Source organism: Halomicrobium katesii DSM 19301, assembly GCF_000379085.1.
Lineage (GTDB): Archaea > Halobacteriota > Halobacteria > Halobacteriales > Haloarculaceae > Halomicrobium > Halomicrobium katesii.
This window is the reverse complement of record NZ_KB905379.1, coordinates 117455-138594: the sequence shown is the minus strand read 5'-3', so window position 1 is coordinate 138594 and position 21140 is coordinate 117455. Positions and strand designations below refer to the sequence as shown.

The following is a 21140-nucleotide window of genomic DNA, read 5'->3' as shown; positions in this document are numbered from 1 at the left end:
TGCGAGCGTTGCGCCGCCTTCGAAACGGTCGCTCTCACCGATAGTCGCAACCAACCCGTACCCAACCGCCGCTATCCCGGTCGTATCTGGCGGTTATCGGTGCCCCAGACCGTCAGAACGCTTAGGTGTGTAATCACTCGCTACTCGTACATGGCTGATGAACAGTCTGACCGTACCGACAGTAAGACGACGCTACTGGGCCGTCGCGACGCGCTGAAAGTGCTCGGGGGCACCGCGCTCGTCGGGATGGGCGTCGGGTCCGCGACCGGCCAGAGCGAGACCGAGTCGTTCGTCATCGACGCCAGCGAGGCGACGTGGAGCTACGTCATCGAGACGACCGGCGACGTGACGCGCGTCCCGACCGACGGCGACGTCGACGACAGCGTCTCCGACGGGACGATCCAGGGCACCGTCTCCTCGGGCCTCGCCGCCTACGAGCTGACGGGCGACGTGACGGCGCTGACGATGGACGGCCCGTCGACGTTCTCCTTCGGGCCCGACGCCGGGGGCCAGCTCAAGGAGCGCCACGAGATCGCGATCTCCTCGCCGACGGAAGTCGCCTACGAGCTGACGACCACCGGCGAGATCACGAAGCTCACGGACGTGGGTAAACTGTCCGCCGAGACCGAGAACGACGTGATCTCCCAGAACGACGACGGGACGTACACCGTCGAAGGCTACACGGGCAACGGCTACGGCGACTCCTACGAGTTCCTGGGCAGCGTCGTCGCCTTCTCACCGAAAGACGCCGACGCGAACGTCACGCTCGACGGGGACTCGATCTCCCCGTACGACCTCGTCGGCGAGGCCGAGCCCAGCCAGACGCTGGCGGTCGTCTCACAGACGGAGGTTTCCTACGAGTTCACCGTCGACGGCTCCGTCGAGAAGGTCCTCGACGCCGGCCGGAACTCCGCCGAGACCGAGAACGACGTGATCGCCGAGAACGACGACGGCACGTACGCCGTCGCGGGCTACACGGGCAACGGCTACGGCGACTCCTACGAGATCACGGGCGAGGTCAGCGACTTCGCCCCGGTCGAGGGCGACTACACGCTGTACCTGGACGGCGACCAGATCGCGCTCTCGGAGCTGACCGGCCAGGAGTCGACGGACGAATCGACGGACTCGACCGAGGACGGCGACTCGGACGACTCGACGGAATCGACGAGTCCGGTGATCGGCGGCGGCGACGGCTACGCGGACGCCGTCGAGCCGGCGCAGGCGACCGTCACCGTCGACTCGGTGTCCGAGCTGGTCGACGCGCTGGGCAGTGCCACCAGCGGCGACGTGGTCTACGTCGACGGGAGCGCCGAACTCGACCTCGGTTCGCGGGACATCACCGTCCCGGCCGGCGTCACGCTGGCGAGTGACCGGGGCGTCGACGGGGCCGCCGGTGGCCACCTCTACACCACGTCGGTCATGTGGCCGCTGGTCTACGTCTCCGGGGGCGCTCGCGTCACCGGACTGCGCGTCAGCGGCCCGAGCTACTCCTACCGCGAGTACGACGCCGACGCGGTCGACATGGGACTGCGGGTCACTGGCAGCGGCGTCGAGATCGACAACAACGAGATCTGGGGGTTCACCCACGCGGCGGTCCGACCGGCCGGCGACACGCACGTCCACCACAACCACATCCATCACAACCCGATGGACGGCCTGGGTTACGGGGTCAGCACCACGTCGGGACAGCCGCTCGTCGAGTACAACGAGTTCAACTACAACCGCCACAGCATCGCCAGCGGCGGCGGCAACGGCTACGTCGCCCGATACAACTACTTCGGCTCCGCGGCCGTCGACCACGTGATGGACATGCACCGGCCCGGCGGCACGACCGTCGAGATCCACCACAACACCGTCGAGGCGGTCACGCACGTTCAGGACAGCGGTCGCACGGAGGCCGTCGCGATCCGGGGGACGCCAAGCGACGTGGCCGACATCCACGGCAACTGGTTCTACAACCCCAACGAGCCCAAGTCGACGCCGGAGGGCTGGGACGGCAGCGCGATCACGCAGGTCCACACCAGTCGCTGGCAGAACGTCGAGTTCCGGAACAACCACTACGGCAGCGACGAGCCGGCACCGGACATCGGCTGTCCGCGGTAGCGAGGGGTTCGTTTCGCGCTGGCGGTTCTCGTCTCGGGGGCAGGTGGGGGATACCCAGTCGAACCGGTACCCGCCACTTACCCGTTCGTAAGAGCTGCCATTACAATGACGACGGGGGGTCACGCTTCGCCTGTGTCACGAGATTCGCAGCCCCGCCGCTCTCGCCGTGCCTTCCTCGCGCTCACAGCGGCAGCCGTCGGCTCGCTCGCCGGCTGTCCGGGTGGTGGTCCGGAGACTGAGACGCCGGTGCCGCCAGACGACGGGACCCGGACGCCGGGGGAGACGACGGAGACGCCGGTCCAGACGACCGAGAGACAGTCCCGGTTCGACGAGGTGATCGACATCACCGAGGTCGGCGGTGCGGCCGACGGCTCGGAACCGATCACCGATCTGCTGGCCGAACACGCGGCCGACGATACGCTGATCGAGTTCCCGGCCGGGACCTACGCGGTCGATCACCTCTCGCTGAGCGGGCTCCGCAACGTCGGGCTCCGTGCCGTCGACGGGGCCGACGTGTCGTTCGTTCCGACCGCTCCCGCCAGCGAGCTGGGCACGACCCTCCTGCGACTGGTCGACCTCAAGCGGTTCCTCTTCGAGGAGATCGACCTCGACTTCCGGGCCGAGGGGGACGGCGGCATGATGTACGTACTGGGAACCGACGACTTCGCCGTCCGCGATGTCACGGTCAGGGGCCAGTACCCGCCCGACGTGTCCGGGTTCCGGTTCGAGGCGGTCACGCCAGACAGCACCGCCCTCGTCGAGAACGTCCGCCTCTCCGGTGGCTCGACCGACGATTCGGACTCCGTCGGGATCTACGTCGGCCACAACCACGCCGGGACCCTGACCGTCCGGGACTGCGTGGTGGAGAACTTCCCGAACAACGGGATCTACGCGTCGTCGCCGGGCCGCCAGGACGGCCTCTCGGGATCGAACGGCCCCGTCCACGTCCGGGGCGGGCGCTACCGGAACAACAACATCGCCAACGTCAGGCTCGGATCCACCGGTTCGTCGGTCAAGCGCGCGACCGTCGTCGTCGACGAGGTCCCGCCGCGTCACACCAACGGGCTCGATCCCCGCGGGATCAGGATGCGGGCCCGCGAAGGACAGGTCGTCGAGGACTGCGAGGTCCGCATCGAGGGACAGATCCCGACGAGCTCCGGCGGGATCGTGCTCCACTCGGAGGCGGGCCGGGCGACGATCAGAGACTCGACGGTGACCGTCGACACCGACGGCGTCCCGGCGATCAACGCCCTCCGTCCCGCCGACAGCCAGCGGGGGCCGGTCGTCGAGAACGTCACCATCAGCGGCCGCGCGGCGACGGAACACGCGATCGACATCACCAGGCGAAACGGCACCCGCATCCGCGGATCGCGGATCGAACAGACGGGGCCACGCCGCTCCGGAATCCGGTTCGAACAGTCGCGTGACTGTCTCGTCGCCGATACGAACTTCGACGTGACCGGCGATCCGATCACCGCGATCGACTCCGAGATCGTGCGCCAGAACGTCTCGCACGACCCGCCGGAAAAGAGATCCGAGTAGCGCGACCCGGCGGCACTTCTCCGAGGACGACACGACCGAGAGCGGCGGCTGTCGTCGCGATCTTCGATCGCCGAAAAGAGAGTAGCCGTGTTACCTGATCCGGACGCGCAGCCAGCGAACTGCGCTCTCTCGGGACGGCTCCGCCGGTGGTTCCCCCTCGTAGAGGAGGTAGGTCAGTTCGAGCGGGCGGTCGCCGCGTTCGAGGTCGAGTGCGTACGTCGCCGTCCCGGTCCCGCCGTCGCCGAGCGTGAGCGACGTGCGACCGAGGGTCCGCTCCTCGACGACGCCGCGGTCGGTGGCGATGCCGGTCCGGGCGACGACGGTGTAGTTCGCACCGGGACGCTCCGGGCTCTCGACGACCAGCTCGTGGACCGACTCGTTGCCGATCGTCTCGCCGGTCGCCATCACCCGCTCGCCGTCGGGTCCGTCGGTGGTGAGGTAGAACTCCGTGACTCCCTGACCGCTGTCGGCCGTCGCGACGACGCCCCCGGCACCCACGGCGGCGACGCTCAACAGGACGGCGACGATCAGGAACACCTGCGTCTTCGGCCGTTCGGTCGTCCCCGCCAGCGCCCGGCGCAGCGGCGTCGTCACCTCGAACCGCTCTCCGACCGGCAACCGCTCGCGTCGGACGAGCGCGATCACGCCCGCGGCGATCGTCACCGCGGCGACGGTGTCGAGGACGGGGACGAGCGTCAGCGACCAGACGGCCTCGACGGCGACTCCGACCAGCGGGACGACAAACAGGCTCAGTCCGACCGCGAGCGCGGCGCGCTCGATCGCCGTCGGGCCGTCCACGGTCGTCTCGGTCTCTCGGCGGGCCGCCGGATAGAGGGCCGCGACGACGGCGTACCCCGGCACGAACAGCAAGAGCGGGACCGCGAGGACGGCCCTCGCGGCGACTGGGAGCCCGAGCGGGAGCGAGAACAGGATCGCCCCCACGAGGGCCAGCAAGACGACCGCTGCGACGTCGATCGACGACGCCAGTCGCGGCAGCGCGACCGACGACTGGACAGTTCTGTCTGACATTGGGCTGGATTCCGAATCTCCGCGCATAGTTATGCTCCGTCTATCTCGTCGATACCGGTACAGACGGTGACGTTGCTGTTCGCGTAGAGGCGGTGCATGTCCTCGCGACACACCTCCGAGGGGGCGACCCTGCGCGTCCGCGACTCGTTGTCGACGAGGACCACCGGTGCGCCGGTCGACTGGTACTGCCGGTAGACGACGGTGTCGTGGTAGATCTCCCCGTCCTCGACGGCCAGCATGTTGGCCGGCGTCGCGCCGCTGCGCTCGAACACCGTCCGATAGGGGTGGTCGGTGTAGACCGGATCGGCCGCTTCGGGCCGCGTCGCTCCGACCGTCTCGACGGCCGACAGCTCAGTCTCGTCGTAGGCGTAGGTCGAGTACTCCTGGTCGAAGACCGGGCTCTCCGGGGTCCCCTTGTGGTTGATCGCCATCGCACCGGGGACCACCAGCGCGAACACGAGCAGGCCGGTCATCGCCATCCGTGGCGAGAGCCGACGCACCGCGAACCGGCAGCCGAGCGCCGCGAGCAGCGCCATCGGGGCGTACATGAACGCGTACCAGCGGCCGGGCAGGAAGGTCGTGAAGCCAAACAGCGGGAGTCCGAAGGTAAACGTCGCCAGCACCACCGCGGCCGCGGCGACGGTCACCGTCGCCGGAGTGGCGTTGCGTCGACGGAAGACGGCGACGGTCCCGATCACGACCGCGAACAACAGCGCGAAGAAGCCGAGCGCGTCCGCGAAGGCGACGCCGATCCGGACGCCCGCAGCGCTGCTGGCACCGCCCGCGCCGCCCGGATCCGGACCGGAGAGGTTGAGGAAGCCGACGGAGGTCGCGATCGCCCGGTCGACGGTGTCGAGCAGTTCCAGGGCGAACACGCTGTCTCGGTACGGCGTGATCGACCAGAGCGCTGCCACGAAGGCGGTGACGAGCGCGAAGACGGGCCACAGCGACCCCGCGCGGTCGAAGTCGCCGGGCAGCACCGATCCGAGCGACCCCACCACGGCACCGACGCCCAGCACCACCAGCAGGATGAACGCCGAGATCTGGTGGGTCAGCGCGGTCGCGATCCCGAACGCCACGACGATCGCGTACGTGGCGCGTCTGGTGTCGCCAGCGAGGAGCCGCGTCGTCCCGGCCAGCGCTCCGAGGAAGAAGACCAGCCCCATGCTGGTCGGGATGATGTGGACGCCCCACCGGATCACGTGATCGGCCATCGCGAACAGGCCCGCTGCCAGCAGCGCCCAGCGGCGGTCGAACAGCAGCGTCCCGATCGCGTACACCAGCAGCGTCGACAGCGGGAGCGCGAGCCCCATCGAGACGTAGGTGGCCGCCCGCAGGCCGACACCGATGGCGTCGGCCGCGATCACCACCAGGACGTGAAAGAGCGGCGCAGTCCGGTACTTCACGTCGGCGATCGCCGACAGCGAGTCCGTCGACTGGATGGCCGCCGCGTAGTCCGTGAGGTGCGTCCAGCTGTCGACGCCGATCAGTCCGGGCGTCGAGAGCAACGCGGTGAACCTGACGACGAGCGCCAGCGCGAGCAACTGGCCCAGCACGAGTCCGGGACCGAGCGCGTCGTCGTCGAGGAACAGGATCTGCACGAGGATCGCGGTCCCGACGAGCCCGCTGGCCAGCAGGAACGTCGTCGTCCGACCGCCGGCACTCGCGCCAAACAGCGCGAGCCCGCCGATCCCCAGTGCCGTGAGGCCCGCGACGACACGCCCGTCGACGCCGACGCGTCGGCGCTCGATCGCCCGCTCGTACTCGCCAGCACGGACGCGTCCGACGAGATACACCAGGCTTCCGAGGCCCAGCACCGGCGGGAGCACCTGGATGAACAGCTGTCCGGAGAGGAATCGAAGCGGGAAGAGGACGACCGCGACCGCGAGGCCGGCGAGCCCCACGAGGAGGTCCGGCTCCGCCGGGAGTCGCTCGCGGGGCGTCGCGCTAGCCATCGACGGTCACCCCCCGTGCGCCGGCTCGTCGATACACCGACGCGATGTTGCGGGCCATCTCCGACAACCCGAGCGCCGCGACCTGTTCGCGGCCCTCAGAGACCGGTGCGGCCCGGAGCGTCGCGACGAGTCGCTCGACGAGTTCGTCGTCGTCGGCACAGACCCCCGAGTAGTCGAGGGCTTCGACGTAGTTGGCCACGTCTCCCACGTCGGTCGAGACGACGGGGCAGTTACACGCCAGTGCTTCTTTCACCGTGTTCGGTGACCCCTCGCGTCGAGAGGTCAGGAGCATCACGTCTGTTGCGTTCATGTATCGTGGTATCTCTCCGTGGTCGACGCCGCTCACCGTCCGGAGCGCGACGTGTCCATCGAGGCGCGACGCCGCGTCGTCGACGACCGCGCGGGCCCGTGGGAAGTCCTTGATCGGGCGCTCGGGATCGTAGGGAAACAGGACGATCCGGGCGTTCTGATCCCATCCGAGTTCGTCGCGAGCGCTCGCCTGTGCGGTGGGACTGAACCGCTCCATGTCGACGCCGTGGGGAATGACGTGGGCCTCTCGGTCGAGTTCGGTCGCCATCGCGTCGGACATGACGATCACTTCGTCACACCGATTGGCACACCACGTCGACAGCCGTCCGTACGACCCCAGCAGGTCCGATCCCCACAGCGAGAGGACGACCGGGCGACGCCGCTGGGCGAGGGCGGCCGGGGCTGTCAGCCCGTAGTTGGCGTGGACGACGTCGTACTCCGACAGCGACTTGCGCAGCGTCGTCCCGTAGAAGCGCGCGTAGTGGCGCAACCGCCGGGTTCCGCCCTCGCTGTTGGGGACTGCCACCGTCTCACAGTTCAGCCCCAGGTCTTCGAGGGCGTCGACCTGTTGTCTGTAGAACGACGCGTCTTCGTTGGTCACCAGCATGAGCACGTCACCCATCGGCGATCACCTCGACGACCCGCTCGGCCGCGTCGCCGTCGCCGTAGGGGTGGCCCCTGTCGGTGGCGTCGACCGGCGTCGCCAGCGCGTCGCGGATCGCCGTCGTCCGTGCGCCGACGAGCCTGTTCCACCCCTCGGCGACCGTCTCGTCCCACTCGGTCTCCTCGCGCAACGTCACGCAGGGCGTTTCGAGGAAGAACGCCTCCTTCTGGACGCCCCCGGAGTCGGTGACCACCCGATCGGCGGCGTCGAGCAGGCGGACGAAATCGAGGTAGCCGACCGGGTCGATACAGTGCAGCTCGGACCGGACCGTCTCGAACAGCCCCTGATCTCGGAGCGCGGCCGCCGTGCGCGGGTGGACCGGGAAGACGACCGGCGCGGGGTGGGTCACCAGCGCCTCCACGATGGCGGCGAGGCGGTCGGGATCGTCGGTGTTGCGGGGCCGGTGTACCGTCGCGAGGACGAACGACTCGTCGAGCCCGAGCCGATCGAGGACGGCCGACTCGTCGCGCGCGATCCGCTCGGCCCAGCGGAGCGCGTCGTACATCACGTCGCCGGTCTCGTGGACCCGATGGCCCAGCCCCTCCCGTTCGAGCGTCTCGGTCGCCGCCCGGCAGGGCGTACAGAGCACGTCGGCGACGTGATCCGTGACGATGCGGTTGGTCTCTTCGGGCATCGATCGCGTCCCGCTCCGCAGTCCGGCCTCGACGTGGGCGACCGTCACGTCGCGGTTGGCCCCGACGAGCGCTCCGGCAACCGTCGAATTCGTGTCCCCGTACAGGAGGACTACGTCGGGCGCTTCCCTGGCGACGATCGGGTCCAGTCGCTCCATGATCTGTGCGGTCTGGACCGCGTGGGTGTGCGAGCCCACCCCGAGGTTGTAGGCGGGTTCGTCCAGATCCAGGTCGTCGAAGAACACCGCCGACAGCTCTTCGTCGTAGTGCTGGCCGGTGTGTACGAGCACCTCCTCGTGGTCGGGTGCCAGCGCACGCGAGACGGGGAACGACTTGACGAACTGTGGACGCGCCCCGACGACGGTGAGGACCCTCATGTTCCCACCGCCACGAGCACGTCCCGGACGAACGAGGCCACGTCGATGGTCTCTGCGACGAACTCGCCGCGGCGGCGGTCCCAGTCGCCGTCGTCGTCCGCGAGCAGCGTCTCGATTCGGTCGTGGGCCTCCGCCTCGTCGTCGGTCGAGAACACGAGCCCGTACTCTGCGAGTCGCCGGAAGTTCGCCATGTCGTCGCCGCCCGCAAAGGAGTTACAGCGCACGGCCGGCGTCCCGAGCAACGCCGCCTCCGTCGCCATCGTCTGGGAGTCGCCGACGTACAACTGCGCGAACGCCAGCAGGTGGTGGAGGTCGGCCGGCGCGACCGGGAGTCGGTACTGGTCGAGGGGTGCGTCGAGTGGCTCCTCGGACGTGATGTACACCTCGCCGGCCTCGGCGAGCGTCTCGACGATCGCCTCCTTGCCGGCCCGCGAGAGGCCCCCCTCGCCCACGTCGTGCTGGGCACCCCAGGAGACGAACCGGACCAGCGAGTAGTCGGCCGACGGGTCCACCCCGGCCGCCCTGACCACCTCCCGATCTGGTTCGAACCGGTCGGGATGGAGGTAGGCCAGTTCGTGGAGCCCCTCGTAGCGCACGTGGCGCGCGTCGATCTCCCCGTCGTACCACGCCGGCGTACACACCACGTCGGCGAAGGGGAAGGCGAGGCGGTTGGTCAGCGCCGCCGGCTCGCTGTCGGTCAGGACGACGCTCCTGGCTCCGAGGGCGGTCGCGACGTGGGCCGCCGCGACCCCGCCGATCGCGGTGACCACGTCGGGCCGGAAGCGCCGCGCCGCCGCCAGCAAGCGCAGCTCGTACAGCGCCTGCACGCCGATCCGCTCTAGCGTCGACTGGCCCGAACCGGCGAGCACGCTGTGTTCGATGTCGAAGGCGGTCAGCAGCTCGGTGGCCACGTCCTTCTCGCGCGTACAGACGCGCACCTCGTGCCCGTCGGCGGTCAGCTCCTCGATGACGGGGCGATAGAAGTGGACGTGGGCGGGGTGCTGAATCGTGATCAGAACCCGAAGCCGCTCGGTCTGTTCCGCTGGTGGCGTCCCGACTCCGTTTTGATCGGGGGGGACGGTAGCGTTCCGTGGCGTGTCTGTGGCTGTTACGGCCGAGGCGTGTCTCCGACGCATCACTCGGTGGTGACCGGGTGAGTGTTTTGTTATGGCCGACCTACGCCCTCGCACACGGCAGCCGGCGGCCACGGCGTCGCAGGGGCCTCGGCGAGTTCTCCGGCGTTCTCGCCTCCGGTCGCCTCCGGTTGCCTCTCACTCGATGGGAGCGCGGGCGCGCGACGAGGCAGGAAGAGTCCCGTCGTCGTCCGTCGTGACTCGCCGTCGACGAGCGGGGAAAATGGAAGCGGGAAAGGGGAGTGGGGTGGGGGNGGGGGGNGGGCAAGTGGCGACGAGTCGGGGGGACGGAGACAGCCACTGTGTGGGGGGATTCGCTCCCCAGATACCACGTATCGGCCCAGGGGTATTGTTAGTCGATTCGTACCGCTCTGGCGTCGACGTGGGAGCGTCGACTACTCGCGGTAAGATCGACGAAACGCTCCTCCGTGCAAAATGGTGACAGTAACATAATACATAACCTTCCGTATCCGGCCGTCACCTCTCACCGATGACCGAACATGGGTCGCTGCCGACTGACGCCTCGGACGACAAGCCAGACCACGTGCTCCGACTGCTCGCCTCGGAGACGCGGCGTGCAACGCTACGGGAACTCCGCTCGGAGCCGTCTCGATCGCTCGACGCCCTCGCGGACGCCGTCGCCGACAGCGGGGAAGTCTCGGTCGAGTCCACGGAGCGACTCTCTCGCCGCCTCCATCACTGTCACCTTCCTCGCCTCGAAACGGCCGGCGTCTGTCGGTACGATCCCGACGAGTCGCGGGTCGACTACGTCGGCGACGAGACGGTCGAAGCCGTGCTCTCGCTGCTAGAGGAGTGATCGCTCGGCCATCGAGAGCGAAATCGCCTGTTACGAGCGGGTCCACAAGAGTTACGTCTGTACAATCCAACTTTCTGTCACCTATGCAGTTTGCTCTCGCCTCTGCGCCCGCCCGTCTGTGTCGTCCGGACTCGACATCGCCCTCCAGTTCGAGCGCCCGTGCAGCGTACGACGGCGTCCTGGTGCGACACCGCGCCCCTGGCCGCGTCCCGACCGCTGGAGCAGCGACCGCCACCGTCGACGGTTCGAGGACGGTGAGACGAAACAGATGAACGACGATCTCGTCGTCGAGTACGATGCGGAGTTCGACCGCCACGTCGTCGAGTTCGACGCCGACGACGATTGGTCGACCAGCGAGATGGTCGTCTACGCGATGTCGGAGGTGTCGGGTGAAGAACCGACGGCACTGCGACCGCTGGGGACGGTGATCGATCCGGACGCGCTGGACACCATCTTCGATAGATGTCCCGACGACGGTCGCGGAGACGCCCACATCTCCTTCGAGTACGAGGGCTACGAGGTGACGGTGTACAGCCACGGTCGCCTGACGATCACCGAGCCCCGGTCCTGATCTGTCCGAGATTCCCGAAACGGGCTCGCTCGTGTGTGTCACTCGCCAAATCACGAAGAGTACTTACGGGGTCGACGGCTACAATCTGTGCGTATCAGATGCGGTTCTCTTCAACTGACGGCCGGGGCGTGTCGGCCGATACTGCCCGTACCGGTGGGTACCGTGATGGGACGACGAGGCATGACAGCGAACACTGACGACGCCAGGCGGCAGGCGATCGACAAGCTCGAAAGTCTCGGGCTGAGTGCGTACGCCGCGCGCACGTTCGTCGCGCTCGTCGAACTCGAGAGCGGCACGGCGAAGTCGATCAGCGATACGGTGAATGTCCCGCGCACGCGAGTGTACGACGCCGCCGACGAACTGTCCGAGAGGGGGCTCGTCGAGATCGAGTCGGTGACGCCGCGCCAATTTCACGCGGTCTCGATCGAGCACGCGCTGTTCGTGCTGGGGACCGAGTACACCGATCGGATCGACGACGTGACGGCGGCACTGGAGGCGGTCGGCTCGACGGAGTCGTCGCTGTCGCGGGACGACCTCTGGCTGTCGAGCGATCCGGCGGCGATCACGGAGCGAACGAGCGCGGTCGTTGCCGACGCCCAGGAGTCGGTGTTGCTGGCGACGACCGACGACCGGGGGGCCGAGCCAGTCGCGGACGCCCTCGTCACAGCCGCAAAGCGCGGCGTCGAGGTCCGTGCGATCGGCGTCGACGACCGGTTCGACGAGAGCCCGGTCACCGTCGTGGACGACGACCGACCGTGGAACCCGGCGGTGTTGCCCCTCTCGACGGTACTGCTCGCCGACGACGAGGACGCCGTGGTGACGTTCCAGTCCGAGGAGCCGCTGGCGTTCTGGAGCCGCGGCGAGTCGAACAATCTGCTCGTCCTCCTGCGGGCGTTGCTGGGGATCGAGTAGCGAGGGCAGTCGCCGGCTTACTCCTCGAAGGCCCACAATAACCAAACCCCTTCTCACGGACAGCGTGAACGAACCATGCCGTCAGTGACCGATCGGACGACTGCGGGGACGGAGTACAGGGCGATCGTCGAGCGATACGACGCGCGGCCGAACCGGTGTACGATCTTCCGGGCGACAGACGAGCACGCGGTCGCCTGGATCTCGGCCGACGAAGCGACCTACGTCGATCTGGCCCTGGTTCGGTAGCGCGCCTTCTCGCGGACCGTCGCCGTACCCAAGCGCCGTGCGTTCGGCGTTCGTCCTGTCGACTGTCACAGTTGCTCGCGCAGAAAACCGGACCCGGTCCCGCAGACCGTCCTAGACCGTGCTCTGCTCGTCGGTCTGTCGGTCGACGTACTCGTTGGCGATCGCACAGCAGGCGAACGCGACGAGTACGACCGGGACGACGACGCCGACGCTGACGGCCGGGACGATCAGTGCGAGTCCGTACAGTGCGGTCCCGCCGGCAGCGAGCCCCGCGTAGTACCGGGGCCAGGGACGGTCCTCGTCGTCGCCGATGTCGAGGAACTCTTCGAGCTGGTCGGCGTTCGGTCCGAGACTGATCGTCCCCCGGTTCTGATCGAACGCCACGACGTTCATGTCGTCCATCTTGGGCAGATGGCACTGATAGAGGCCGACGTAGACGCGCTTGCGCTCGCTCGACGAGATCGCCTGGACGGTCGTGTCGTTCTCGATGGCGGCGATGTGTTCGGCGAGATCGCTCAGCGAGACCGTCTCGCCGTCGGCCGCTTCGAGGTACCGCAACACTTCGCGGCGACGCTGGTTTTTCAGTAACTCGAACACCCGATCGACCGGTAAGGGTGCCGGCTCGTCCGCCGTCACCTCAGCCCCTTCCTGCTGGGCTGACTCCCTCATCTTGTTCGTGTCGCCGACCGATCCACCCTCCGTCTGTGTTGACTCATCGCGCGTTGCGCTCATAGTAGTCTCCCAGTGTTCGCTGATTCATGTTCGTGACCTCCGTTGATCGTCCATTACCGGCTTGTGTCTGTGTCTGTTTCCTCGGTGACCCCGTACCGGTGACGCGACGCCAGCACCCACCATGGATCCTGGCCTCGGTCCAGTGGACGTATACTCACACCACCGGGAGACTTTTAATTGTTTCCTATACTTAACTTCTATTCTGAACGTTACTATATCTGTAACATTTGTCAAACAGAGTATTATAGGAGACAGTCGGTAGTTACTCCGGCTGATCGAACGTATAATCCGTTCTTTCGGCCGAAAAACGAATATCTAAAAGTAAATTATTATTTTCGGAAAAATTACTAATTTCACTCTCCGCATCGCGCTGTTGGCCGCTACCGTCCCAACGCTCACCGGTACGCAACGACAACGTTCCGTATCATACGGATTATTGTAGCGATTTACCGGTGATCGTCGCCACGGAGTAGACGATCACCGGTAAGCAACTACAATAAACCGTATCAGTCGGAGGTCGCGGGCCCGCTCCCGATCGTGTACACCTCGCCGGCCGTCGGCGGGTCCGTCAGTGCGTCTCGACCGTCGACCACGACCGGATCGGCGAGTCGGTCCCAGGGCACGTCGTCGAACGCGTCGTGGGCCGTCACCAGTACGAGCGCGTCCGGGTCGATCGCAGGGAGCTCCGACAGCGTCGCCGGGTGTCCCGGGAAGGCCGCGAGGTCGCTGCACACCGGATCGACGGTGTACACGTCGGCACCGGCCGCCGACAGCGCGGCGGTAATCGTCCAGGCCGGCGACGCCCGCGTCTCGTCGATGCCCGGACGGTAGGTGACACCGAGGACGGCGACGCTCGCGTCTCCGATCTCCGTCCCGGCGTCGACGAGCTGCTCGACGGTCTTGTGGACAGTGAACTCCTCCATCCGCTCGTTGACCCGGCGGGCCGTCTCCAGCAGCGGTGTCGACGTCTCGACGGTGTCGATGACGAAGTGGGGGTAGTAGGGGATACAGTGCCCGCCGACGCCGGCACCGGGATCGTGGAGCTCGCAGTACGGCTGGGTGTTGGCCGCCTCGATCGCTTCGCGCACGTCGATCGCGAGCTCGTCGGCCAGCCGCCCCAGCTCGTTGGCCAGCGCGATGTTGACGTCCCGGTAGAGCCCTTCGAACAGTTTGACGCACTCGGCGGTCGTCGGATCGCTCACGGGAATGACCTCGTTGCTCGTGAGTTCGCCGTACACCAGCTTCGCGACGCGCGTGCTCTCTTCGTCGACGCCGCCGACGATCTTCGGGTAGCTGCCGGTGATGTCTTCGAGCGCGCGCCCGCTGGCCGTCCGCTCCGGACAGAACGCGAGCGCGAACTCGTCGGGGGCCAGCCCGCTCTTCTCGACGAGCCGTGGCCGTAGCACGTCGACGCACGTGCGCGGGGGGAGCGTCGATTCGAGGAACACCGCGTCGCCCGGTGCCAGTCCGGCAGCCACGTCGTCGACGACCGACTCCACTGCGGACAGGTCTGGACTGTCCGCGTCGTCGAGCAGCGTCGGGACGATGACGACGTGTAGCGCCGCCGACTCGGCGGCGTCGACCCCGTCAGTGGTGGCACGCAGCGACTCCGTCTCGACGGCCGTCTCGACGGCGGTGTCCAGTCCCGGCTCGTCTTCGACCGGGGACTGACCGTCGTTGACCGCGTTCACGACGGCGCTGTCGATGTCGACGCCGGTCACGTTCCCCGACCGGTCGGCGAACACCGCCGCGAGGGGCAACCCCATCTTGCCGAGGCCGTAGACCGCGACCGGAACGCTGCCGTCCCTGAAGGCCCGTCGCTGCTCGTCGGCCGGACGGTCACTGCCGTACAGCCGACGCAGTGTCGTGCTCATCCGTCGATCCCTCCGTCCGGCGTGGCCGGTCCGTGATCTGTCGTCATCATCTGGTTTGCCCGTCCGACGAGAGCGACATTGTTACGAACACCATTGCCCGGACGTACGACGGCGTTATGGCTCGCGTGATCGCCCCTCTCGTCGCGGTGGCGTGGCTCGCGCGAACGTGACGCATCTGGGACCATTTCCGGCGCGGTTCGTCGCCCGGTGGCGACTCCGCGCCCGTCGTGTCGGCCGTCTGGGACTGCGACACCACCGCGTCGCCGATCGGTAATCCGATCGTAGCGACTGTCTGGACGGCGAGGTAACCGGGTAACCTCACTGTTACTAAACTATGGGCGAGGGTCATATGTGCTGTATCGATTGTATATGCCGGACGCTGCGGGACAATCCGAAAACGTTCGATGTTCAGCAACAACGATGAACTCTCACAAGACACGGTGTTCGACGTGCTTAGCAGCGCGCGGCGGCGGGAAACGATCGCGATCTTACGGGAGGAGGAGACTCCGATCGAACTGACGACCCTGGCGGAGATCGTGGCCGCCCGAGAGAACGACACGACCGTCGAGGAGCTCTCCTCGCAGGACCGCAAGCGCGTGTACGTCTCCCTCTACCAGACTCACGTGCCGAAGCTCGTCGACGTCGGGATCGTCGAACACGACGCCGACACGGGCGAAGTGTGGCTCACGTCCCAGGCCGGTGCGATCGAGCCGTACCTGCACAACCCCGAACAGTCCAGACGGTGGCACCGGTATTACCTGGTCGTGGCGGTCGTCGGTGGGCTGGCGTTTCTGGCCACGTCGTTCGGCGCGCTCCCGTTCGTCTCGGGAGCGCTGCTGGGCCAGATTCTCGTTCTCGCGTTCGTTCTCCTCGCGGGTGCGCAGTTTCTCCTCGCGTGGCAGCGCCGCCTCTGACCCGCCGTCTGGGACTGTCCGTGGCGCGTCGCACTGTCGGCCTCTCGTCGCGGCTCGCCGGCCCGATGTGCCGACGCTCACCGATCGATAGCCGACAGTGCCACCGGCTCGACGCCACGGCTGATGGTCGGTGGAATGCGGTATGAGAATGATACTGCCGGCTGTAACTGTTTCAAGATATTCGCGACCACGGGTCGCGAAATTCTGTACAGACTTACAGCCGGCAGTATGAGGTGGTCAGTCGTCGGTGCCCGAGTCTGGTAGCAGCTGTTCCGGTGTCCGTTCGTAAACCGGCGTCTCTGCGAACTCTGTGATCCGTTCCATTTCGCGTTCCGAGATGTGCTGAACCATCGCCAGTGTCTGGGTCGTACGATCCTATAGTAATTGTGTCCGTAGCGAGTTCCCGGCCCACGGAAGCGGCGAGTTACCGCACGGAAGCCACAGCGTTCTCGGGCTGTCGGGACCGACCGGCATCTCCGAGATGGATCTGGCAGCGCTGGCCGTCCGTCTGTACAACGTTGGGGTCGCGGATAGCCCGGTCCACACGGTGGCGCTGCTGTCCGTGGTTCGTCCGCGAGCGCCGGCGGCGCTACACCATGTTCTCGGCTTCGATCGTCTGCCAGACCCGGTCGCCTTCCTCTGTGAGGCCGTAGACGCGCCCTTTCTTGCGCTCGTCGGAGACGAGCAGATCGACCAGTTCGTTCTCTCGGAGCTCCTGGAGCGCCCGCGAGACGTGGGCCAGGCCCACGCTGGCGTCGTCGGCGATGTTCGACGGCGTCGACGGTCCCTCGTCGAGGCGACGCATCGCGGCGACCCTGTAGCGCGAACTGATGACGAAGCTCACGTCGTCCCAGTCGGGGTCGGTCATGACCGTCTCGCCCCCGATCGGTCCGTCGCGCCACTGGGTGACGGCACGCGACAGCGTCCGGTAGTACTGTGGAGTATCACTGTCGCTATAAGCGAGTCGAGTCGGACATAAAGACAGTCGGTCGTTAATCCCGTTCACACTCAGTAAGCGGGTCTTTCTCCCGTGCTCTCCTCTGCCGACGGTCAGCAGGCGGTCCGTATGCAGTGGTCGGTCGGCCAACGAGCGCCTTCGCATATGGCGTCCATAACAATACCACTCGGTTTCCGACCACCAGTCGTGACTTTCAGACGTGTTCGAACCCGTTCAGAGAGCGTTATCGACCGCGCGGGGCGTATCGAGGCCGGAGTACGAGCGACGCGACCAACGACCGACGCCACCTGATGTGGCCCTGGGAGCACCTCGCCTGTGGCTACGTCGCCCTCTCGGTGCTGTCTCGTCTCCGCGACGGCGATCGGCCTACGGGTCCACAGACCGTCGCCGTCGCGGTCGGGACGCAGTTCCCGGACCTGGTCGACAAACCGCTGGGCTGGGGGACGACGCTGCTGCCTTCCGGCATCTCGTTGGCCCACTCGCTGCTGGTCGCCGTCCCGGTGTCGGCCGCCGTCGTCGCCGTCGCGCGCGAGACCGGCCACGGACGGGTCGGCTGGGCGTTCGCGATCGGCTACCTCGCTCACCTGCCCGGCGACGTCGTCTATCCGATGGCACTGGGCGGACCGCCCCGGCTGGCCTTCCTGTTGTGGCCGCTCACGGAGACCGCCGCGTCCGCGCCGGTCTCGATCACCGGCCACGTCTGGACACTCCTCGCCCAGTTCGTCGCCCTGCTGGCCACGCCCGCGGGACGAGTGTACGTCGTCCTCGAACTCCTCCTGGTGGGCGGGGCGCTCCTCGCGTGGGTGCTGGACGGGACGCCCCTCGCACCCGACGCCCGGTAGCAGCGGTCAACCGACGAGTGTCGTCGGTGTCGTTCGACGCGAACTGGCCAGTACACCGAAAGAACCCACAAAAGCGCACGGGAGGTACTGTATAGCATGGGTGCCGAGCATCACGACGACCAGTTAGCTGCCGTGGAGTTCGACGACGAGCTGTCGTCGTCGTCGGTGACCGTGACGACGGTCTCCATCGACGACCTCTTCGATGTCCTCGCACGCCCCGCGAACCGATACGTCTTGACGTATCTCCTGCGGGACGAGGGGTCGGTCTACGCACACGAACTGGTCGAATACATCATCGAAGAGACCGATCCGCCCGAGGGCCTCTCGGAACAGGAGTACCGTGGCCAGATCGACTCGCGACTGCTCCACGTCTCGCTGCCCAAGCTCGAAGACGTGGGACTGATCGAGTTCGACGGTCGCCGACAACGAATCTCCGAGACCGACGAGACGACGGCCGCGCTACCGTACCTCCGCTTTGCACTCGCCCAGCAGCAAAGCCACGACGACTGATACGGATCGCTGTCCCCGTTTTTCCGGTCGACCTGGACCGGTGCGACCGTTCGCACGGGACTGTCCGTGCGGACCCCGGCGGCGACGCGATCGCGGCCGCCTCCCAACAGTGATCGCCGACGACACGAGCGGCGGGGCGTCTCGGGGCCGACGACGACGGTCTCTCCGAGACAGGCGCTCCCTTACGGATTCATCACCCGGCTAACCAGACCGCACCACTCCTATCATCTCCATAACAAAGGCGTCTGTCGCGGAGTGACCTGACGAACACTGGCTCTCAGTGTGGATACTATGACAAACGCGAGAATCGGTGACGGGAGTTACGTAGCACCGGAGGCCGTCGTGGGTCGCGACGAGGACGCGGAGACGACCCCACGACTCGGCGAGAACGCAACGATTCGATCGGGGACCGTGATATACGGCGACGTGACGATCGGCGACGACTTCTCGACCGGGCACAACGCCCTCGTCCGAGACGGGACCGTCGCGGGCGACGACGTGCTCGTCGGGACCAACACGGTCGTCGACGGCGACGTGACGATCGGCTCGCACGTCAGCCTCCAGACCGGCGTGTACGTCCCGCCGGAGACGACGATCGGAGACGAGGTCTTCCTGGGGCCCCACGCCACGGTCACGAACGACAACTACCCGATCCGCTCGGCGAGCGAACTCGACGGCGTCACGATCGAAGAGCACGTCTCGATCGGAGCCAACGCGACCCTCCTGCCCGGCGTGACGATCGGTGAGCGGTCGTTCGTCGCCGCCGGGACCGTCGTCACGGCCGACGTTCCGCCCGAGACGCTCGTCGTCGGTGCGCCCGGCCGACACGAGGAACTGCCCGCCTCGCTCCAGGGAGGGAACCGGATCGAATGAGCTCTCAGATCGACCTCGACGGGATCTCGCTGGCCGACCCGGTCGTCGAGGACCGCGAACAGCGCCGCGTCCGGTCGGTCCTCGAAAGCGGGCACCTCGCGGCCGGCAGCGAGGTCGCGGCCTTCGAAGCGGCCTTCGCGGACTACTGTGGGACCGACCACGCCGTCGCCACCAGCAACGGGACGACCGCGCTCCACGCGGCGCTGGCGGCGCTCGACATCGGCGAGGGCGACCGCGTACTCACCACGCCCCTGTCCTTCGTGGCGACGGCCAACGCGATCCGGCTGGTCGGCGCAGAGCCGGTCTTCGCCGACGTGGATCCCGACACGTACAACCTCGATCCCGAGGCCGCCAGCGAGCGCGTCGACTCCCTCGACGGCGGCGTCGACGCCATCATGCCGGTCCACCTCTACGGGCTCCCCGCCGAGATGGACCGGTTCAGAGCGCTGGCCGACGCCTGCGACGCGACCCTGATCGAGGACGCCGCACAGGCCCACGGAGCCACCTACCGCGGCGAGCCGGTCGGATCGCTGGGCGACGCGGGCTGTTTCTCCTTCTATCCGACCAAGAACATGACGACCGGCGAGGGCGGGATGGTCGTCACCGACGACGACGCGGTCGCTCGTCGGCTCCGCTCGTTCATCAACCACGGGCGCGACCCCGAGGACGGCTCCGTCCACCGCTCGGTCGGCCACAACTTCCGGATGACCGACATCGCGGCCGCCATCGGACGGGCACAGCTGGAGCGGTTGCCCGACTTCGTCGAGTCCCGGCGTGCGAACGCCCGGCGACTCTCCGCGGGGATCGATGCCCCGTCGATCACGACGCCGACGGAGGCGGCGTACAAGCGCCACTCGTACCACCAGTACACCGTCCGCTCGCCCGAACGAGACGCGCTGGCGTCCGGCCTCGAACGAATCGGGATCGACACCGGCGTCTACTACCCGACGCCGATCCACGAACAGCCCGCCTACGACGACATCGAGTCGTCGTTCCCCGTCGCGGAGCGGCTGACACGAGAGGTCCTCTCCGTGCCCGTCCACCCCTCGCTGGCGGACGAGACGGTCGAAACGATCGCGACTGCGATCGACACGGTGATCGACGATGAGTGAGAACGGCAGCCTCAGGACGGGCGTCGTCGGCGTGGGCAACATGGGTCGCCACCACGCCCGCGTCTACGCACAGAACCGCGCCGTCTCGCTGGTCGGCGTCGCCGACGCCGACGAGGCGACGGCCCGCGAGGTCGCCGACGACTACGATACGACCGTCATGCCGACCGCCGAGCTGCTCGACGCCGTCGACGCCGTCACCGTCGCCGTCCCGACCCGGTACCACGACGACCTCGTCGAGCGGGCGCTGGACGCTGGCGTCCACGTCCTCGTCGAGAAGCCGTTCGTGAAGGACCTCGCCGACGGCGAGGCGCTGGTCGAACGCGCCGCCGACGAGAACCTCGTCCTCCAGGTCGGCCACATCGAGCGATTCAACCCCGCCATCCGAACCCTGACGGAGGTCCTGGCCGACCACGAGGTGATCGCGGTCGAGGCCCGGCGGCTCGGTCCGCCGGTCGACCGGGACACGACCGACACGGTCACGATGGACCTGATGGTCCACGACCTCGACGTGACTCTCTCCCTGCTCGACAGCGGCGTCAGGACCGTCGACGCGGCCGGCACCTGCGACGGCCAGCACGTCACCGCACAGCTCTCCTTCGAGGACGACACGGTCGCCCAGTTCAGTGCCAGCAGAGTGACCCAGCAGAAGGTCCGTCAGCTGGCGGTGACGACCCGCGACGCGCGGATCACCGTCGACTACGCCGACCAGGACGTGCGAATCCACCGCCACTCCGTGCCGGCCTACGTCGAGAACGACGGCGACGTTCGGTACCGCCACGAGAGCGTCATCGAACAGCCGACCGTCGCCAACGGCGAGCCGCTGGTGACGGAACTGGACGCGTTCGTCGAGGCGGTCGTGACCGACAGCGAACCGGTCGTCTCCGGGACGGACGGTCTGCGCGCCCTCGAACTCGTCGACCGGATCGACGCACAGGTGTCGACCGAACTGGACGCCACTGCCCAGCAGCCCCGCTAACGAGTGTGAGACGGCTATGATACTGTCCCGCCAGCGCGTCGGTCCCGGCCCACCGAGAG

The 21140-nt window shown here is 67.4% G+C and carries 20 protein-coding genes; 12 read left to right on the top strand and 8 right to left on the bottom strand.

Annotated features, from left to right (window positions below; all coding sequences use genetic code 11):
- Positions 1-150 precede the first annotated feature (150 nt).
- Positions 151-2103: a hypothetical protein gene (locus HALKA_RS0116175; RefSeq protein ID WP_018258982.1), complete on the top strand. Its 1953-nt coding sequence runs from the start codon at positions 151-153 to the stop codon at positions 2101-2103.
- A 132-nt stretch (positions 2104-2235) separates the two neighbouring features.
- Positions 2236-3645, top strand: coding sequence for a right-handed parallel beta-helix repeat-containing protein (locus HALKA_RS0116170; RefSeq protein ID WP_018258981.1), 1410 nt, complete (start codon positions 2236-2238; stop codon positions 3643-3645).
- Positions 3646-3735: 90 nt separating this feature from the next.
- Here the strand turns inward: HALKA_RS0116170 and HALKA_RS0116165 are convergent, their stop codons facing one another.
- The 5 genes from HALKA_RS0116165 to HALKA_RS0116145 are packed head-to-tail and all read right to left on the bottom strand — an operon-like array spanning position 3736 to position 9747.
- Positions 3736-4674, bottom strand: a complete 939-nt coding sequence (locus HALKA_RS0116165; RefSeq protein ID WP_018258980.1) for a DUF1616 domain-containing protein — start codon at positions 4672-4674, stop codon at positions 3736-3738.
- A gap of 29 nt (positions 4675-4703) precedes the next feature.
- The gene (locus tag HALKA_RS0116160; RefSeq protein ID WP_018258979.1) at positions 4704-6629 is read right to left on the bottom strand and encodes a glycosyltransferase family protein; all 1926 of its coding nucleotides are present in this window, start codon (positions 6627-6629) and stop codon (positions 4704-4706) included.
- Entirely contained in the window at positions 6622-7560 is a 939-nt protein-coding gene (locus tag HALKA_RS0116155; protein ID WP_018258978.1) for a glycosyltransferase, read from the bottom strand. Before HALKA_RS0116155 ends, HALKA_RS0116160 begins: the two co-directional genes overlap by 8 nt.
- Positions 7553-8611 carry a non-hydrolyzing UDP-N-acetylglucosamine 2-epimerase gene (gene wecB, locus HALKA_RS0116150; RefSeq protein ID WP_018258977.1) on the bottom strand — a complete coding sequence of 353 codons (1059 nt, stop codon included), beginning with the start codon at positions 8609-8611 and terminating at the stop codon, positions 7553-7555. Before wecB ends, HALKA_RS0116155 begins: the two co-directional genes overlap by 8 nt.
- Positions 8608-9747, bottom strand: coding sequence for a DUF354 domain-containing protein (locus tag HALKA_RS0116145; RefSeq protein ID WP_018258976.1), 1140 nt, complete (start codon positions 9745-9747; stop codon positions 8608-8610). Before HALKA_RS0116145 ends, wecB begins: the two co-directional genes overlap by 4 nt.
- A gap of 487 nt (positions 9748-10234) precedes the next feature.
- Between HALKA_RS0116145 and HALKA_RS0116140 the strand changes: the two genes are divergently transcribed.
- The 4 genes from HALKA_RS0116140 to HALKA_RS21515 all read left to right on the top strand — a co-directional run bounded on the left by HALKA_RS0116140 (position 10235) and on the right by HALKA_RS21515 (position 12290).
- A complete protein-coding gene (locus tag HALKA_RS0116140; protein ID WP_018258975.1) occupies positions 10235-10561 on the top strand; it encodes a DUF7344 domain-containing protein in 327 nt (108 codons plus the stop codon).
- Between the two features lie 268 nt (positions 10562-10829).
- Positions 10830-11132 carry a HalOD1 output domain-containing protein gene (locus tag HALKA_RS19745; RefSeq protein WP_015762980.1) on the top strand — a complete coding sequence of 101 codons (303 nt, stop codon included), beginning with the start codon at positions 10830-10832 and terminating at the stop codon, positions 11130-11132.
- 180 nt (positions 11133-11312) lie between these two features.
- Positions 11313-12044, top strand: coding sequence for a TrmB family transcriptional regulator (locus HALKA_RS0116130; protein ID WP_245545429.1), 732 nt, complete (start codon positions 11313-11315; stop codon positions 12042-12044).
- 75 nt (positions 12045-12119) lie between these two features.
- Positions 12120-12290 (top strand): DUF7511 domain-containing protein, encoded by a 171-nt coding sequence (locus tag HALKA_RS21515; RefSeq protein WP_169333110.1) that lies wholly within the window; start codon positions 12120-12122, stop codon positions 12288-12290.
- 111 nt (positions 12291-12401) lie between these two features.
- Here HALKA_RS21515 and HALKA_RS0116120 read toward each other — a convergent pair whose 3' ends face one another.
- On the bottom strand, positions 12402-13022 hold the full coding sequence (locus tag HALKA_RS0116120) for a DUF7344 domain-containing protein (protein WP_018258971.1): 621 nt from the start codon (positions 13020-13022) through the stop codon (positions 12402-12404).
- 506 nt (positions 13023-13528) lie between these two features.
- Positions 13529-14896 (bottom strand): nucleotide sugar dehydrogenase, encoded by a 1368-nt coding sequence (locus HALKA_RS0116115; RefSeq protein ID WP_018258970.1) that lies wholly within the window; start codon positions 14894-14896, stop codon positions 13529-13531.
- A 404-nt stretch (positions 14897-15300) separates the two neighbouring features.
- Here HALKA_RS0116115 and HALKA_RS0116105 point away from each other — a divergent pair, with 404 nt between their 5' ends.
- Positions 15301-15810, top strand: coding sequence for a DUF7344 domain-containing protein (locus HALKA_RS0116105; protein WP_018258968.1), 510 nt, complete (start codon positions 15301-15303; stop codon positions 15808-15810).
- Between the two features lie 589 nt (positions 15811-16399).
- Here HALKA_RS0116105 and HALKA_RS0116095 read toward each other — a convergent pair.
- On the bottom strand, positions 16400-16678 hold the full coding sequence (locus tag HALKA_RS0116095; protein ID WP_026190368.1) for a winged helix-turn-helix domain-containing protein: 279 nt from the start codon (positions 16676-16678) through the stop codon (positions 16400-16402).
- 380 nt (positions 16679-17058) lie between these two features.
- Here HALKA_RS0116095 and HALKA_RS0116090 point away from each other — a divergent pair, with 380 nt between their 5' ends.
- From HALKA_RS0116090 to HALKA_RS0116070, 5 genes are all read left to right on the top strand, one after another.
- Positions 17059-17610 (top strand): metal-dependent hydrolase, encoded by a 552-nt coding sequence (locus HALKA_RS0116090; RefSeq protein WP_018258965.1) that lies wholly within the window; start codon positions 17059-17061, stop codon positions 17608-17610.
- A 96-nt stretch (positions 17611-17706) separates the two neighbouring features.
- Positions 17707-18120 carry a DUF7344 domain-containing protein gene (locus HALKA_RS0116085; protein WP_018258964.1) on the top strand — a complete coding sequence of 138 codons (414 nt, stop codon included), beginning with the start codon at positions 17707-17709 and terminating at the stop codon, positions 18118-18120.
- Between the two features lie 291 nt (positions 18121-18411).
- Positions 18412-18993: an acyltransferase gene (locus HALKA_RS0116080; protein ID WP_026190367.1), complete on the top strand. Its 582-nt coding sequence runs from the start codon at positions 18412-18414 to the stop codon at positions 18991-18993.
- Positions 18990-20105: a DegT/DnrJ/EryC1/StrS family aminotransferase gene (locus HALKA_RS0116075; RefSeq protein WP_018258962.1), complete on the top strand. Its 1116-nt coding sequence runs from the start codon at positions 18990-18992 to the stop codon at positions 20103-20105. The genes HALKA_RS0116080 and HALKA_RS0116075 overlap by 4 nt, the downstream gene beginning before the upstream one ends.
- Positions 20098-21081, top strand: a complete 984-nt coding sequence (locus tag HALKA_RS0116070) for a Gfo/Idh/MocA family protein (protein WP_018258961.1) — start codon at positions 20098-20100, stop codon at positions 21079-21081. The genes HALKA_RS0116075 and HALKA_RS0116070 overlap by 8 nt, the downstream gene beginning before the upstream one ends.
- Positions 21082-21140 lie beyond the last annotated feature (59 nt).